Origin of the sequence: Halomonas sp. DN3 (assembly GCF_024137905.1) — a bacterium.
In the GTDB taxonomy this organism is placed as follows: Bacteria; Pseudomonadota; Gammaproteobacteria; order Pseudomonadales; family Halomonadaceae; genus Halomonas; species Halomonas litopenaei.
Genome location: NZ_CP099965.1, coordinates 170,853 through 185,984, shown reverse-complemented (window position 1 = coordinate 185,984; position 15,132 = coordinate 170,853). Strand labels below are relative to the sequence as shown.

Sequence of the window (15,132 nt, the reverse complement as noted above, 5' to 3'; positions counted from 1 at the left end):
TTTCTACCACAAGGTGCTCTTGGCTACGTGGACGATCGGCAAAAGGTGACCTCACGCGTGACGCGGGCTGTGCAGGCGCCTCTGCCACGCCCACAGGGCGCTACTGGTGCCCAGCGAGGCGGCCAGGGCGAGGCCAAAGGACAGCACGGGGGAAAGGTGCGCGGCGGTTGCCGCAAGAACGGCGCTGAAGGCCACCAGGCTGAGCATGCCAAGCTGGGTGTCGGCCAGGGTGGCCCGGGCGACCTCGGCGCCGTAGCGCTGGTGCAGGGTCAGGGCGATGGTCAGCATGCCGATAGGAAAGCTCAGGGCGACGCCGGACAGCGCCGGGGCGATATCCGCCAGCACCACGGTCGCCAGACACACGATGCCCCCGGCCAGGGTGCCGCGTATCAGCAGGTCGGCCCAGACTAGCGGCGCCGACACCGCCGCCCGCGACAATCCCAGCGAGCGCATCAGCCGCATCGCCAGGGCCAGGCAAGCGATGAACAGCGCAAGCGCGAGACCCGTGCCGCCTGGCAGCACGGCAGCCAGCGCCGCCACCGGCAGCCATAACACGGCGGCCAGGGCGACAGCCGCCAGCGCGCCCTGTCGCCCCGCCAGCCACACATACGCCAGACAGAACGCCAGGGTCGCGAACATGGCGTGCAGCGAGCCCAGCGCCGCCTCGGCAACGAAGGTCCCGGGCTGCTCGCCCAGCATAAAGAAGTAGCCGGGCCCCAGCACGATAGGAGTGCCGGCCAGCACTCCACCCAGGCGTGGCCCCAGGCGCACCACCGCCACTGAGACGCCGATCACCACCAGGGCGGTGGACAGCCACTTGACCAGCAGCAGGGTGAGCATTCACGGACTCCTGTCTGGCCGCTACATCACGTCGCCGCTATTGGGCCCAAGGGTCTGGCCCAGGTACAGGTCGCCATCCGGAGACGCCGCCAGCATCAGCGCCGAAGGCGCCACTTCCTCGGCCCTGCCGAAGCGTCCCAGCGGCAGTTCGGCCTCCTTATCGGCGATCCATTCCGGGCTCAGCCCCTCGAGCATCGGGGTCAGGATGGGGCCAGGCGCGATGGCATTGGTCAGTACGTTGAACTGCGCCAGCTCCCGCGCCATGGACTTGGTCAGGCCCAGCACCCCGGCCTTGGCGGCGCAGTAGTGGGATAGCCCCATGCCGCCCTTGAGCGCCAGCTGCGAGGCAACATTGATGATCCGCCCGGCCTTGCGCTCGACCATATGTGGCGCCACCTCGCGGCTGACCAGGAAGACCCCGCGCAGGTTGATGCCGATCATGCGGTCGAAGGTCTCGCTGGTCATCTCGAGAAACGGCGTCTCGTCGAGGATCCCGGCGCTGTTGACCAGCACGTCGATCACCTGGTGGGTGCTGATCACCTCGTCGACCATGGCCTTCACCGAGGCCTCGTCGGAAACGTCGACCCGGTGGGTGCTGACCCGGGCACGCAGCGCGCGGGCCACCTGATCACAGGCATCGGCGTTGAGATCCGCCACCGCAACGGTGGCACCTTCGGCGTGGAACAGGTTGGCGATGGCACGGCCGATTCCGCTGGCGCCGCCCACCACCAGGGCAACCTTGCCCTGAAGTTTCTGTGACATGGGTTTCTCTCCACTCGCTGGGGGCACGAGGCGAGGGCCGCCGCCCTCGCCTCGCGTCGCTGGCTTGGATGCGCCTTGGCCGGCGCCTTGACGGCTGGCCTCAGCTCGGCCAACGCACGGTCAAGCCGCCGTCCACGATCAGTTGCTGGCCGGTCACGTAGGAGGCGTCGTCACTGGTCAGAAAGCGCACCGTACGGGCGACCTCATCGGCGTGGCCGACCCGGCCGGCGGGGATCACCTTGCCCGCGGCGGCAAGGCCATCCGGGCCCAGGGAGTTGACCGGGTCCAGCGACTGCGGGGTCTCGATCAGCCCGGGAATCAAGGTATTGACGCGGATGCCCCGGGGGGCAAGCTCCACCGCCAACGACCGGACCAGGCCCATCAGCCCGCTCTTGGCGGTAGCGTAGTGGGCGTGATCGTCCCAGCCATAGACGCCGCCAGCGATGGACGACACCGCGACCATGGCGCCAGGCCCCGTCATCACCCGCGCCGCGCTGCGAAATATCCGCATCACGCCGGTCAGGTCCACCGACAGCATGTCGTTCCAGGCGTCGTCGGTCAGATCCTCGAGCGCTGCCTGACGCAGAATGCCGGCGCCGGCCACCGCGATATCGAGCCTGCCGAAGCGGTCGATGGCGGCCTGGGCCAAGGCGTCGCACTGGGCGCCATCGCGCACGTCCAGCGCCACCGCCACACACTCGCCGCCGGCCTCGGCAACCGCCGAGACGGTCGCCTCGACGTCATGGGGGTCACCGGGGTAGTAGCCGGCGACCACCTTGGCGCCTGCCCTGGCGTAGCTGACCGCCAGCGCCTGGCCGATGCCACTGGCGGCACCGGAGATGATGGCGACCTTGCCGGCCAGACCATCGTCGCGTGTCAGAGCGCTCATGCCACCGCCTCCTCGAGGGTGTCGTGTTCACGATGGTCCACATGACGGGTGCCGAACATCAAAAGTCCACTGAGCACCAGCGGCAGCGAGCCCGCCAGGATCGCCGACCAGGTCATGCTGACGCCTGCAGTAAGCAGCACCGACACCAGACCGGAGCCGACGATGGCCCCCACCGGCGCCATGACATGGGCCACGTTGGCCCCGGTGCCACGCACATGGGGCGGGAAGGATTCACCCATGTAGAACAGGATGGCGGCGAACGGACCGAGCAGGAAGAACAGGGTGACGGCGTACATCAGGTAGACGAAACCGTCGCTGGCCGGACCCAGCAGCATCAGGATGCTGGCGACGCCACCGAGCAGAAAGCCCATCAGCACGGTGTTGCGCCGACCGATGCGGTCGCCCACCCAGCCGTGGCTGAGGTAACCGACAAAGCCCACGGCATTAGCCAAGATCAGCACGTACAGCGAGCTTTCGAAGCTGACGCCCTTGGCCTCCACCAGCACCGTGGTGCCCAGTACCGCGAACACCTGGATCGCCATCCAGCTGAACAGCCAGACCAGCGACAGCGAGATGGTGTGACGACGCAGTTCCGGCGCAAACACGCCCTTGAGGCCCAGGTTGCTGCCGGTATTGACCTCGACGTCGTGCTCGGCGGCAAGCTGGGCGGCGCCCTCGGCGTCACCCGCCTTGCGCCGCCGCTCGACTTCTTTGATCGCGGCGAACACCGGCGACTCGGGCAGCTTGACCGCCATCACGATAACGATGATCGAGGCGCAGGCGGCGACGAAGAAGCTGCCGCGCCAGCCGACGATCGGCAGCAGCAGCGAGGTCATGCCGGCGGCCAGCAGGGCACCGACCGGCCAGCCACTCTGCACCAGGCTGTACATGAAACCGCGACCCTTGGCCTTCTTGTAGATCTCGTTGAGATAGACGGCGTTGACCACCTCTTCGGAGACCGCAAAGCCAGAAAAAGCGCGAATGATCACCATCGAGGCAGCGCCGATGGCGATACCGGACAGGCCGGAACTGACGGCACCGCCGATCACCAGCAGGATCAGCGTCTTCTTGCGGCCAAAGCGATCGAGCATGGTGCCGACCACCAGCGATACCAGGAACACCCCGATGGTGGCCCAGGTGTTGATGGCGGTGGCCTTGGCGGTCGTCCAGCCGAAGTCCTCGGCGATGACCGGTAGCAGGGTGCCGAACAGGGTGTAGTCGTAGACCGACGCCACCCAGGCGATAAAGCAGACCAGCGAAGCATAGCCGATCTGTTTCTTGGTGATGACAGCGTTCCAGGGCTCGTCCGCGTCGGGACGGGCCCCGGAGGGCGCGGTTTGGGTTGGCTCGGTCATTGACGTCACCCTCTTTCGTTATCGTTGTGGTGTGGTTGTCAGGGGAGGCGCGATGGCGCGTTCAGCCGCGTGGATGGCGGCTGGCGAAATCGTCGGCGATCTCGTCGAAGGTGCAGAAACGCACGCCTTCGTGGCTCTGCATATGCTCGATCAGTCGCTCGAGCATCATCAGCACCTGAGGACGGCCGGAGACGTCGGGGTGGATGGTCATGGTGAACACCGCGTAGTCGTTCTCGCGGTAGACCCAGTCGAACTGGTCCTGCCACATCTCGCCCAGCTGGCGCGGACTGACGAAGCCATGACTGTTGGGGGACTTCTTGATGAACATCATCGGCGGCAGGTCGTCGAGGTACCAGTTGGCCGGGATCTCGATCAGGTCGGTCTCTTCGCCGCGTACCAGCGGCTTCATCCACTCCTTGGCCGGCTTGGAGTAGTCGATCTTGGTCCAGGAGTCACCGACGCGCACGTAGTAGGGGTGGAAGTCGTTGTGCATCAGGCTGTGGTCGTACTTGATGCCACGCTCGAGCAGCAGCTCGTTGGTCACCGGGCTGAATTCCCACCAGGGCGCCACATAGCCGGTCGGCCGCTTGCCCGACAGCTGGGTCACCAGCTCGATGTTGTAGTCGAGCACGTCGCGTTCCTGCTCGCGGGTCATGGCGATGGGGTTCTCGTGGCTGTAGCCGTGGACCCCGACCTCGTGACCGGCGTCGACCACCGCCTTCATCTGCTCGGGAAAGGTCTCGATGCTGTGGCCAGGAATGAACCAGGTGGTCTTCAGGTTGTAGCGCTCGAACAGCTTGAGCAGGCGCGGTGCACCGACCTCCCCGGCGAACAGGCCGCGGGAGATATCGTCGGGGGAGTCCTCGCCGCCGTAGGAACCGAGCCAGCCGGCCACGGCGTCCACGTCGACACCAAATGCACAGAGAATCTCTTTCTTCGCCATCTTGAACACCTCGTCTTGTTGCTTGGTCTTGTTGGGGCTTGCGGTGGCGCCGCTGGCCCTGGTGTCGGTCGTGCGCTTGCTGGACTACCGACGAGCCATCGGTCCCGCGGCGGCAGCGGTTGTGTCGACCGCCATCAATTGAAGACTGGATACAAAGGTCATTTTTGTCAAGACAGAGATTTCAGGCGTAGAGCAGCACGTCGCGACGCTCGCCAATAGCCAAAACCTGTGCCCCAGGCCCATTAATAGGCAAGACTGGCGATACAAGCCCGACCATTCGGGCTTTCAGCAACAGCCAAAAGTGCAAATCTTCTTCGACCAATGGGTAAGAACAGGCGAGCCCGAAAAATGCCGATCGAATAAAACGTCATTTTTTATGGACGCGGTATCCAACTGACATTTTCTATCTCTAGACCAGGGGGGGGGGCGACAGGACAGCACGCCGGCCTAGGCAGGCCGAGCGCAAGAAATGGCGAAAGACCACAGGAGGAAAGGGAAAGGAGAAAACGGGTGCGGGAAATACAGGTGGGCTGGGTGCAAAGCGGCGCCGACGCTCGCCTTGCGCCCCGCGCTTGCGTCAGACGATACGCTGGAGGTAGGGGGGAAGGTCGGGTTCGGGGAACACCGACAGCACCTTGAGCCGACGACGGGTGCGCTCGGCCGCCGCCTGGAGGTGGGACTGCAGACTCGAGGCGGCGGCGTCGAAGGCGCCAAACAGCAGGTGATCGATCACCAGCTTGTGCTCCATCAACAGGGGCTCGTCCCGAGGAACCCCCAGCGTCTGGAAGAACATGCGATTGACGATGACCGGCAACTGGCTCTGGGCGATCATCTCGCCGGCCTTGCGATTGCGGTAGTGGCGCAGGCAACTCTGGTGCAGGTCACGTTCCAATCGAGCGATGGTCGCGGCAGACTGCTGCTCGGGGTGGTCGATCAGTCGCTGCACCCGGTCGCGCATCAGCTCGAGCTCCTCACGTTCGATCAGCGGGCCGGAGGCCTTGAGCGCCGCCGGCTCCAGCAGCACTCGAATCTCGTAGTCCTCGGCCACCGCCTGGGCGGTCAGCGGCCCCGCCAGCCAATGGGAGTGGCGATCCTTCTCGATCAGCCGTTGGCTGCGCAGCCGTCCCAGCACCTCTCGCGCCACGGTGCGGCTGACGCCGTAGTAGTCGCTGAGGCTGGTCTCGACGATGCGGAAATGACCAAACGCCAGACAGGTGGCCACCGCCTCCTCGACCTCGGCGTGGATACGCTCGGCCGCCGGACGGGTATCCACCACCGGTGACTCATCGATGCCGAGACCAAGACGCTCAGGGGTCAGCGCCTCCCGCGCCGGCTCCACCGCCTCGGGGTCAGGTGTCGCCAGAAAGCCGCGCCCTTCAAAGCGGCTGATCAGGCCCTGCTGGTGCAAAAGCTCCAGCGCCTTGCGCACCGGCCCACGACTGGTGCCGAACAGCCGTGCGATAGGCCCTTCCAGCAACACCTGATTGGGCGGCACCCGCCCCGACTCGATGGCTTCTCGCAGTGAATCCTGGATCAGCGCGTAGCGGGGGGCGCGACTGCCCTCCTGCCTCGACCTAGCTGGCGTACTCAGCACCCGTTCCTCCCTGACGTCCAATCACCTGACCTCTCGCTTACACGCCACCGATGTCCGGCAGCCACGATCCAAGGCCCGGCAGCCGGGCAACAAGCGCCCATCTTGACACCTCTTCAGGACCCTTTCGAGCCACTCGGAAATGACGTTTGTTGCCAACTTCACAAGATCCATGCCCGTCTGCACGAACACAAAAAAGCCTTTTTACCGGAAAACAGCCTATTACAGATTGTCCTCGGCCCCTATGCGGCTTAAGGCGCAGGACGGCCCTTGCCAAAAAATGATTTTTGTATCCATACTGCATTTATGCGAAACGGAGATATCTCTTCGTCCGACGTCGCTATCGCCTCCAACAACAACCAACGACATTCAAGGAGCGCTCCCGTGGCCACACCACAAGACGCCCCCACCCCCGCCACTTCGGCGGCAGCCCGCAACAGCGGCGACCACCTGCTGGAAGCGGCGATCCTGCCGGTCTGGCTGAATCAACGCACCATCGGCTTTTTTGGCTTCATCTGGCTATGGATCGGCATGGCGGTGATCATCGCCACCTTCCAACTGGGTGCCGGCGGGGTCGCTGGCCTTCCGCTGATTCAGGTCGTCGCCATCATCTTTCTGGCCAATCTGGTACTCGGCGTGGTGATGAGCCTTACCGCCGACATCGGTACCGAACATGGACTGTCGTTCGCGGTCTACCTGCGCGCGCCCTTCGGGCTCAAGGGCACCCATCTGCCGGCGGTATCCCGCGGGGTGGTGGCCGCCATCTGGTTCGGCGTGCAGACCTACCTGGGGGCGCTGGCCCTGAACGGCATCGTCGAGTACCTGTGGGGCCTGGACAACTGGATCCTGTGGTATGTGCTGTTTGCCGTGGTCCAGATCGTCAACACCGCCCTGGGCATCCGCGCGGTGGAGCTGCTGGCGTCGATCGCCGCCCCTTGCATCGTGGCCATCTCGGTGTGGATGTACTTCACCCTCGACGTGCTTGCCGAGACCCAGGGCATCAATATCTGGACCTTCGTCGGCGACCAGAACGTGGCCGCGCTCGGCCTGTTCTTCGCCAACATGGCGTTCTGGTCGGCGCTGGCGGTGGATATCCCCAACCTGACCCGCTTCCTCAAGACAAAAGGTGGCGAGCGCAGTTTCTTTCAGCGCAACAAGAACGTCTTCGTCGCCCAGTTTCTGGCGCTGCCGGCCACCCAGGCCTGGATCGCGCTGATCGGCGGCGTGTCATTCATCGCCGCCGGTGACTGGAATCCGGTCACCGTCATCCAGGGACAGGGCGGTGGTCTCACCCTGATCGCACTGCTGGCGATGGTGATCCTGGCCCAGTGGTCGACCAACAACGCGGCCAACCTGATCCCGGCGGCGCTGACCTTCGTCAACGCCGGCGCGCCAAGGGTCAGCTACCCGGTCGCCCTGGTCATCGCCGGCATCATCGGCACCGCCTCGATGCCCTGGCTGATCCTCAACAACCTGTTCACCTTCCTCAGCTACTACGGCGCCGTGCTGTCGGCGGTGGGCGGCATCATGGTGGCCGACTACTACCTGCTGCGTCGGCGTCGCCTCAACGTTCCGGCGCTGTACGATCCCAACGGCCAGTTCCGCTTCAGCGGCGGCTTCAACCCCGCCGGCCTCATCGCCTGGATCATCGGCGGCGGCCTGGCGCTGATCTTCCTCGAGTACGCCTACGCGGTAGGCTTCGGCTCGGCCCTGGTGGTCTATATCGTACTGATGAAAGCCTGGGTGCTGCGGCGCTATCCTCAGGAGGAGATCACCTCCGGCTACGACGACCGATTCCTCGCCACCTCGGTGGGCCGCAACTGGGTCTACACCGAAAAGGGACGCTTCGAACGCCTGAAAACCGGTGACATCCCCGACTCCGCGCTCAAGCGCGAGGATCGCTGAGTCGTCGTCTGGCGCCGCCCGCGGCGGCGCCCACCACCCGCTACAGGAGACGTGCATGCCTGCACAACCCTTCACCGCCCTGGCCATCGGCGAGGCCATCCGACACGGCGAACTCGATCCGGTCGCGTTGACCCGCCAATGCCTGACCCGGGCCACCGACAGTGACGCCGTCTTTATCTCGCTGACTGAACAACGCGCCCTGGTCGAGGCCGAAGCCTGTGCCGAGCGTCAGCGCTCGGGCACCCTGCGCGGGCCGCTGGACGGCGTGCCGCTGGCCTGGAAGGATCTGTTCGACATCGCCGGTACTGCCACCACCGCCGGCGGCAAGGTGCTGGGCAAGACGCCGGCTGAACGCGACGCCGAGGCGGTACGCCACGCAGCCGGTGCGGGCATGGTCTGCATCGGCAAGACCAACCTCACCGAGATCGCCTACTCGGGGCTTGGCCTCAACCCCCACTACGGTACGCCGCACCATACCCCTCCCCCCACCTCGAGCGAGCACAAAAGCAGAAACGAGAACGCGCCCAGGGCTCCCGGCGGGTCCAGCTCCGGCTCCGCGGTGGCGGTCGCCCAAGGCATCGTGCCGGCCGCCATCGGCACCGACACCGCCGGCTCGCTGCGCGTCCCCGCGGCCTTCAATGGGCTGGTGTCCTATCGTCCTTCCCAGGCCCGCCACTCGCGCCTGGGAGTGACACCGCTGGCCGACAGCCTGGACACCATCGGCGTCATCGCCAGCACCCTCGAGGACTGCCTGGCCATCGACGACACGATGCGCGGCAGCGCGCCGCTGGTTCGTGCCGCCGCCGTGCCCGAACAGTCGGTGATCGTGCTCGATGCAGGCTGCCTCGACGACCCGAGGGTATCCCGCGCCGTGGGCGACAATCTGGAGGCCTGCGCCAGCCGTCTCGAGGATGCCGGCTTCCACATCGTCCGCCGCCGTGTGGCGAGCGTCGCCGACACCCTGGAGGCCATCACCCGCCACGGCTGGCTGGGCGCGGCGGAGGCCTACACCGAGTACCGCGCCCTGCTGGAAGGCCCCGATGCCGAGGCCATGGACCCCAGGGTACGCAAGCGCCTGGAGGCCGCCCGCCAGATGCCCCCGGACAGCGTGGTCAGCCTGTACCGCCTGCGTCAGGCGCTCAAGACGCGGCTGCGCGATGAGCTCGCGGGCGCGACCCTGCTGACGCCCACGGTGGCGCATGTGGCGCCCTTGCTCGCGCCGCTGGAAGCCGACCCCGAGCACTTCGCCGAGGTCAATCTGGCGACGCTGCGCCTGAGCATGGTGGCGAGCCTGCTCGACTCGCCGGCGGTGGCGCTGCCCAGCGGGCGCGACGACGACCGCCAGCACACCAGCCTGCAGCTGAGCGGCCCCTGCGGCGAGGACGAAGCGCTGCTGCGGGTGGCCCTTGGCGCCAGCTCGGCGCTGACGGCATAAATCACATTCATTCGGCGCCGACGGCGCCATCGGAGGTTGGCATGTGCGGACTGTGCGGTGCACTCGGCGGCGAAAGCCACTGGAGCACCAACATCGAGGACCCCGAGCAGGCCCACTTCGCGCGCAGGCGCGCCCGCGCCTACCGGGTCACCCTGATCAATCGCGTGCTGAGCCCCCGCCGGATCACCATCGAGGACTTCCAGGCGGCGAGCTTCGTGCTCGCCACCGCCACCGGCAAGCGCGAGATCGTGCAGGATCTGGGCGGCGTATGGCTGCAGGCAGAACGCATGGGCGGTCATGAACTCGACCCGCTCGATCCCGCCTTCCTGGCCTCGCTGCAATGACGCCAGACCGCCACGACGAGGACACCACCATGAACGAGACGACACCCCTGGTGCCGGTGCACGTGATCTCGGGCTTTCTGGGCGCCGGCAAGACCACCCTGCTCAAGTCGGTGCTGGCCAGCGAAGCCTTCGGCGACAGTGCGGTACTGATCAACGAGTTCGGCGACGTCGGTCTCGACGACCGCCTGCTCGGCGAGATCGCCGAGGATGCGGTGCTGCTGTCCAGCGGCTGCGTCTGCTGCACCATCCGCGGCGAACTGTCAGAGGCGCTCAGACGCCTGCTGTCCCGACGCCAGGACGGCGAGATCCCGGCGTTCAAGCGGATCGTGCTGGAAACCACCGGACTCGCCGATCCGGGCCCGATCGCCTCGACCATCACCGCCGACCCGGTACTGCGCCACCACCTGCGCCCCGGCACCAACCTGACCCTGGTCGACGCGCTCAACGCCGTCGACAGTCGCGCCCAGCACCCCGTCTGGGAGGCCCAGGTGGCGGTGGCCGACAAGCTGGTGATCAGCAAGGCCGACCTGGTCGAGGAAGACACCCTGGCAGGGCTCGAGGCCATGCTGGATACGATCAACCCGGCAGCCCAGCGGCTGGGCGCCGAGGCGCTACGTCAGCCCAGTGATGAACTGTTCGCCAGCGGACCGCACCTGCAGCGTTTCACCCCCGGCCAGGTGAAGTCCTGGCTCGGCCCCTGGCGCAAGCCGCCTCAGCATGATCCGGACCATCTCGGCGACATTCGCTCCTTCCGCCTCGGCCTCGAGGGCGAGGTCGACTGGACCTGCCTCGGCATCTGGCTGTCGATGCTGCTCAACCGCCATGGCAGCGATATCCTCAGGGTCAAGGGCGTGCTCCACGTCCAGGGCGACGATCGACCGGTGGTACTCCACGGCGTCCAGCACACCATCCACCCACCGGAGCACGTGGAGGCCTGGCCTTCGGACGACCGCCGCTCGGAGCTGATCTTCATCACTCGGGACATCGACGCCGAGCGCGTGACACAATCGCTTGCGACCTTCATGGACAAGGTCAGCGACCATCCCAGCCCAAGGATCCTGCATGCCTGACACCGCCAAGCCCAGCGCCCCCTTTGTCCAGCGCAGTCCGGTCACCCTGCGGGTACTGGGCACCTCGGTGACACTGCTGGAGAGCATTCGCCAGCGCGCTCGCGAGGACCTGGGCCTGCGCCTGGAATTCACCGTCATGGACGGGGTGGCGGCACAGCGTGCGGGAGTGCTGGCACCGGACAGCTTCGATATCTACGACCAGTGGTTTCACAACGTCGATTTCGTGTGGCCGGCCGGGGCCATCCAGCCCATCGAGCTTTCGCGCATCCACCACTGGGATGCGATCAACGACCTGCCGAAGACCGGCCGACTGACGCCCCACGCGCCGCTCGGCGCCGGTGGTAATCCGGTCGACCGGCTCTATATCCAGGCCGACGGCAGCTGCGGCGCCCGTCCCAGCGAGCGCATCACCATGCTGCCGGTCAGCCACAACGTGGACAGCTTCGGCTACCGCCTGGACATGCTGCCCCACGGCCTCGACAGCGAGCAGGAAAGCTGGGGCTGGCTTTTGGACCCGCGCTGGCGCGGCATGGTCAGCCTGCAGAACGACAGCGCCATCGGCGCCATCGACGCGGCCCTGGCCGCCAAGGCCGCTGGCCTGGTGCAGTTCGAGGACCTGGGCAACCTGAGCGTCGCCGAGATCGACTGCCTGATCGATTGCCTGATCGAGCTCAAGCGGGCTCAGCACTTCCGCACCTTCTGGAGCAACCAGGACCAGGCCTCTTCGGACATGCTGCGCGGTCGCGTCGGCATCGAGAGCCTGTGGTCACCGGCGATGACCGACCTCAAGCAGCGCCAGCTCAAGGTGCGCATGGCGGCACCGAGGGAAGGCTATCGCGCCTGGTACGGCGGCATGTCGCTGTCACGCAGCATCGAAGGCCGCAGCCTGGACGCCGCCTATGAGTATCTCAACTGGTGGATCTCGGGCTGGCCCGGCGCCGTCATGGCACGACAGGGCTACTACATCTCGACCCCTGAATTGACCCGGCCCCATCTGTCTGCGGCGGAATGGGACTACTGGTACGCCGGCAAGCCCGCCGCGGAGGAACTCGCCGGACCGTCAGGCCCCTGCGGCATGATCCACAAGGGTGAGGTACGCGACGGCGGCGACTACATGACGCGCATGAGCCGTATCGCGGTGTGGAACACGGTCATGGACGAGCACAACTATCTGGTGCGGCGCTGGAACGACTTCATGTCGGCGTGAGCCCGCTACAGCCCGTCGCTCGGCTCTGTCCGAAAAGTCGGCGAGCGCAGGCACTTTTCAGGCGAGCCCTAGGCGAGCGCCTTGATGATCAACTGTACCCCGACCACCGCCATGGCCAGTATCACCAGCCGGTAGAACAACCGCTCGTTGACCCGGTGCTGCAGCCACAGGCCAGACCTGATGCCGAACCAGGCCACCGGCACCAGCGCCAGCGACGCCCAGATACTGGTCAGGTTGATCTCGCCAAGCCACAGGTAAGGCGGCAGCTTCATGGTATTGACCGCGGCGAACACCAGGGTGGTGGTGGCGATGAAGGTGGTCTTGGGCAGGCGCCTGGGCACCAGGTAGAGGTTCATCGGCGGGGCGCCGGCGTGCGCAACAAAGCTGGTGATACCGGTGGCGATGCCCGCGGGCCAGGCCCAGAAAGAGGCAATCGGCCTGGAGGCCGCCGGCTTCACGATCATGTAGGCGACAAACAACAGCGAGATCACCCCCAGCAGCAGCCTGACGTGGTCCTCGTCGAGGCTGCCCGCCACCAGGGTAGCCACCACCACGCCGATCGCCATGCCGGGGATCAATCGCTTCACCTCAGCCATATCCTGGTGCCCCCACCAGGCCTTGACCGCCAGAACATCCATCACCAGCAGCAAGGGTAATAACAGGCCAGCGGCGGCGATGGGATCGATCGCCAGCGCCATCAGCGGCACCGACAGGGTACCGAAGCCCCCGGCGAAGCCGCCCTTGGAGATGCCGGTCAGGTAGGTGGAGAGGATGATCAGGCCCCAGGCGAGCCAGGAGTATTCGGGCAGCATGGCATTCCTTGCGCGCAAAGACGCCGAAGCAGTGACTGCTTCGGCGTCTGTACCAATGATGGGGGCGGCGAATCGCCCCAACCATCAGAGTGCCACACCAGGCCCGCCGATGGCAGCGGGCGGGGGCTATTGGCTTACTTGGCGGCCTGCATGGCCAGGGCGGTATCCAGCATACGGTTGGAAAAGCCCCACTCGTTGTCGTACCAGGCCATGACCTTGACCAGGCGACCGTTGACGCGGGTGTGGTTGGCGTCGAAGGTCGAGGAGGCCGGATCGTGGTTGAAGTCGATGGACACCAGCGGCTGGGCGTTGACGTTGAGCACCGGAGAATTCTCCGCCGCCTTGGCCACGATCTCGTTGATCTCTTCCTTGGTGGTGTCGCGCGAGGCGTTGAACACCAGATCCACCAGCGAGACGTTGATCACCGGCACGCGCACGGCCAGGCCATCCAGCTTGCCGTTGAGCTCCGGCAGCACCTTGCCCACGGCAGCGGCAGCGCCGGTCTTGGTCGGGATCATGGAGTGGGTGGCGCTACGCGCGCGGTACGGGTCCTTGTGGTACACGTCGGACAGGTTCTGGTCGTTGGTGTAGGCATGGACCGTGGTCATCAGGCCATTCTCGATACCGACGGCGTCGTTGAGCGCCTTGGCCACCGGCGCCAGGCAGTTGGTGGTGCAGGAACCGTTGGAGACGATGGTATCGCTGGCCTTGAGCACGCCGTCGTTGACGCCGAACACGATGGTGGCGTCGCCGTCGGGGCTAGGCGCGGAGACCAGCACCTTGGCGGCACCGGCCTCGACGTGCTTGCCGGCGTCGGCGCGCGTGGTGAACAGGCCCGTGCACTCCATCACGATGTCCACGCCGAGCTTGGCCCAGGGCAGGCTGGCCGGGTCACGCTCGGACAGAATAGCGATACGGTCGCCATCGACGCTCAGACTCTCCTCGTCATGTTCTACCTTGAAGGGAAAGTGACCGTGAGCGGTGTCATGGCGCAGCAGGTGGGCGTTGAGCGAAGGATCACCGAGGTCGTTGATGGCAACGACCTCAATCCGGTCCCGGTAACCGTTCTCGTACAGTGCGCGCAGCACGTTGCGACCGATACGTCCGAAACCGTTGATGGCAACCTTGAGCGTCATAGCGAATATCCCCCTGAGCGGCGAAAGCGTTCTTGCGTGAAAGCTGGTGAGTCGACGGTAGGCGGATTCACGAAAGATGCAAATCCCCCGCAAGGACGTCGTCAGTGGGCACCAATGTGGTACAGACAGCGCCGGGACTCAAGCACTATTTTGTTAAACTTACAACATTTCTCCAAAAACATTGATGAAGGACACTCTAATAAGCACGAAATTTCGACAACTTACTGCCCACGCCTTCTCTATGAAGGCCCGCGCTAGACCTTAGTCGCATCGCCAGTCCGTAGTAATATTACCTTCAACGCTCTAAGGTATCCCTCATCCCGGTGACACCATTCACCACGCCTTTTATCCCGGAGGCCCCATGCCCCAACCCGCCAAGGAAGTCAGCCGCATTCTGCCGGCTCGCAAGCGCATCGCCCTGGTCGCCCACGACGGCAAGAAGCAAGAACTGATGGAGTGGGCCTCCCGCTGGAAGGACACCCTGATCGCTCACCAGCTGCTCGGCACCGGCACCACCGCCGCGCGGCTCAGCCGCACCCTGGGTCTGGAGGTGGAAGGCCTGATGAGCGGTCCGCTGGGAGGCGACCAGCAGATCGGTGCTCGCATCACCGAGCAACGCCTCGACCTGCTGATCTTCTTCTGGGACCCCTTCGCCCCCCAGCCCCACGACCCGGATGTCAAGGCGCTGCTGCGCCTGGCCGCCCTGTGGAACGTACCGGTGGCCTGCAACCCCTCCAGCGCCGACTTCATGATGAGCTCGCCCTGGCTCGGCCAGGACTACGAGATGCAGATCCCGGATGCCAACGCCTGGATTTCCTCTCGCAGCGATAACAACTGACCAAT

The 15,132-nt window shown here is 65.6% G+C and carries 14 protein-coding genes; 6 read left to right on the top strand and 8 right to left on the bottom strand.

The genetic code is table 11. The annotated features are described in order from the left end of the window. Nucleotides 1–51: 51 nt before the first annotated feature. From NKF27_RS00860 to NKF27_RS00835, 6 genes are all read right to left on the bottom strand, one after another. On the bottom strand, nt 52–840 hold the full coding sequence (locus NKF27_RS00860; protein WP_253554942.1) for a hypothetical protein: 789 nt from the start codon (nt 838–840) through the stop codon (nt 52–54). Between the two features lie 21 nt (nt 841–861). Next, nucleotides 862–1,602: an SDR family NAD(P)-dependent oxidoreductase gene (locus tag NKF27_RS00855; RefSeq protein WP_253554941.1), complete on the bottom strand. Its 741-nt coding sequence runs from the start codon at nt 1,600–1,602 to the stop codon at nt 862–864. A 100-nt stretch (nt 1,603–1,702) separates the two neighbouring features. Then, a complete protein-coding gene (locus NKF27_RS00850; protein WP_253554939.1) occupies nt 1,703–2,491 on the bottom strand; it encodes an SDR family NAD(P)-dependent oxidoreductase in 789 nt (262 codons plus the stop codon). Continuing rightward, on the bottom strand, nt 2,488–3,846 hold the full coding sequence (locus tag NKF27_RS00845) for an MFS transporter (protein ID WP_253554936.1): 1,359 nt from the start codon (nt 3,844–3,846) through the stop codon (nt 2,488–2,490). The genes NKF27_RS00850 and NKF27_RS00845 overlap by 4 nt, the downstream gene beginning before the upstream one ends. A 61-nt stretch (nt 3,847–3,907) precedes the next feature. Next, nucleotides 3,908–4,789 carry a polysaccharide deacetylase gene (locus NKF27_RS00840; protein ID WP_045993136.1) on the bottom strand — a complete coding sequence of 294 codons (882 nt, stop codon included), beginning with the start codon at nt 4,787–4,789 and terminating at the stop codon, nt 3,908–3,910. Nucleotides 4,790–5,366: 577 nt separating this feature from the next. Beyond that, nucleotides 5,367–6,383 carry a GntR family transcriptional regulator gene (locus tag NKF27_RS00835; protein ID WP_253554934.1) on the bottom strand — a complete coding sequence of 339 codons (1,017 nt, stop codon included), beginning with the start codon at nt 6,381–6,383 and terminating at the stop codon, nt 5,367–5,369. Between the two features lie 381 nt (nt 6,384–6,764). Between NKF27_RS00835 and NKF27_RS00830 the strand changes: the two genes are divergently transcribed. From NKF27_RS00830 to NKF27_RS00810, 5 genes are read left to right on the top strand one after another with little or no spacing between them, the layout of a single operon-like run. Then, nucleotides 6,765–8,285: an NCS1 family transporter gene (locus tag NKF27_RS00830; protein ID WP_253554932.1), complete on the top strand. Its 1,521-nt coding sequence runs from the start codon at nt 6,765–6,767 to the stop codon at nt 8,283–8,285. A gap of 55 nt (nt 8,286–8,340) precedes the next feature. Then, nucleotides 8,341–9,720, top strand: coding sequence for an amidase family protein (locus NKF27_RS00825; RefSeq protein ID WP_253554931.1), 1,380 nt, complete (start codon nt 8,341–8,343; stop codon nt 9,718–9,720). 41 nt (nt 9,721–9,761) lie between these two features. Beyond that, on the top strand, nt 9,762–10,064 hold the full coding sequence (locus NKF27_RS00820; RefSeq protein ID WP_045993133.1) for a hypothetical protein: 303 nt from the start codon (nt 9,762–9,764) through the stop codon (nt 10,062–10,064). A gap of 29 nt (nt 10,065–10,093) precedes the next feature. Next, the gene (locus NKF27_RS00815; RefSeq protein ID WP_108449500.1) at nt 10,094–11,134 is read left to right on the top strand and encodes a GTP-binding protein; all 1,041 of its coding nucleotides are present in this window, start codon (nt 10,094–10,096) and stop codon (nt 11,132–11,134) included. Next, entirely contained in the window at nt 11,127–12,341 is a 1,215-nt protein-coding gene (locus tag NKF27_RS00810; protein ID WP_045993131.1) for a PotD/PotF family extracellular solute-binding protein, read from the top strand. The genes NKF27_RS00815 and NKF27_RS00810 overlap by 8 nt, the downstream gene beginning before the upstream one ends. A 68-nt stretch (nt 12,342–12,409) precedes the next feature. Here the strand turns inward: NKF27_RS00810 and NKF27_RS00805 are convergent, their stop codons facing one another. Next, nucleotides 12,410–13,153, bottom strand: coding sequence for a sulfite exporter TauE/SafE family protein (locus NKF27_RS00805; protein WP_253554930.1), 744 nt, complete (start codon nt 13,151–13,153; stop codon nt 12,410–12,412). Nucleotides 13,154–13,287: 134 nt separating this feature from the next. Beyond that, nucleotides 13,288–14,289 (bottom strand): type I glyceraldehyde-3-phosphate dehydrogenase, encoded by a 1,002-nt coding sequence (gene gap / locus NKF27_RS00800; RefSeq protein ID WP_045993129.1) that lies wholly within the window; start codon nt 14,287–14,289, stop codon nt 13,288–13,290. A gap of 361 nt (nt 14,290–14,650) precedes the next feature. On the opposite strand from gap, the gene NKF27_RS00795 reads away from it, so the two are divergent. Further along, nucleotides 14,651–15,127 (top strand): methylglyoxal synthase, encoded by a 477-nt coding sequence (locus NKF27_RS00795; RefSeq protein ID WP_108131858.1) that lies wholly within the window; start codon nt 14,651–14,653, stop codon nt 15,125–15,127. The last annotated feature ends 5 nt before the right edge of the window (nt 15,128–15,132 follow it).

Coding starts and splice junctions, on each gene's coding strand:
- NKF27_RS00860 (WP_253554942.1), bottom strand. CDS start 840: ATGCTCACCCTGCTGCTGGTCAAGTGGCTGTCCACCGCCCTGGTGGTG.
- NKF27_RS00855 (WP_253554941.1), bottom strand. CDS start 1,602: ATGTCACAGAAACTTCAGGGCAAGGTTGCCCTGGTGGTGGGCGGCGCC.
- NKF27_RS00850 (WP_253554939.1), bottom strand. CDS start 2,491: ATGAGCGCTCTGACACGCGACGATGGTCTGGCCGGCAAGGTCGCCATC.
- NKF27_RS00845 (WP_253554936.1), bottom strand. CDS start 3,846: ATGACCGAGCCAACCCAAACCGCGCCCTCCGGGGCCCGTCCCGACGCG.
- NKF27_RS00840 (WP_045993136.1), bottom strand. CDS start 4,789: ATGGCGAAGAAAGAGATTCTCTGTGCATTTGGTGTCGACGTGGACGCC.
- NKF27_RS00825 (WP_253554931.1), top strand. CDS start 8,341: ATGCCTGCACAACCCTTCACCGCCCTGGCCATCGGCGAGGCCATCCGA.
- NKF27_RS00820 (WP_045993133.1), top strand. CDS start 9,762: ATGTGCGGACTGTGCGGTGCACTCGGCGGCGAAAGCCACTGGAGCACC.
- NKF27_RS00815 (WP_108449500.1), top strand. CDS start 10,094: ATGAACGAGACGACACCCCTGGTGCCGGTGCACGTGATCTCGGGCTTT.
- NKF27_RS00810 (WP_045993131.1), top strand. CDS start 11,127: ATGCCTGACACCGCCAAGCCCAGCGCCCCCTTTGTCCAGCGCAGTCCG.
- NKF27_RS00805 (WP_253554930.1), bottom strand. CDS start 13,153: ATGCTGCCCGAATACTCCTGGCTCGCCTGGGGCCTGATCATCCTCTCC.
- gap (WP_045993129.1), bottom strand. CDS start 14,289: ATGACGCTCAAGGTTGCCATCAACGGTTTCGGACGTATCGGTCGCAAC.
- NKF27_RS00795 (WP_108131858.1), top strand. CDS start 14,651: ATGCCCCAACCCGCCAAGGAAGTCAGCCGCATTCTGCCGGCTCGCAAG.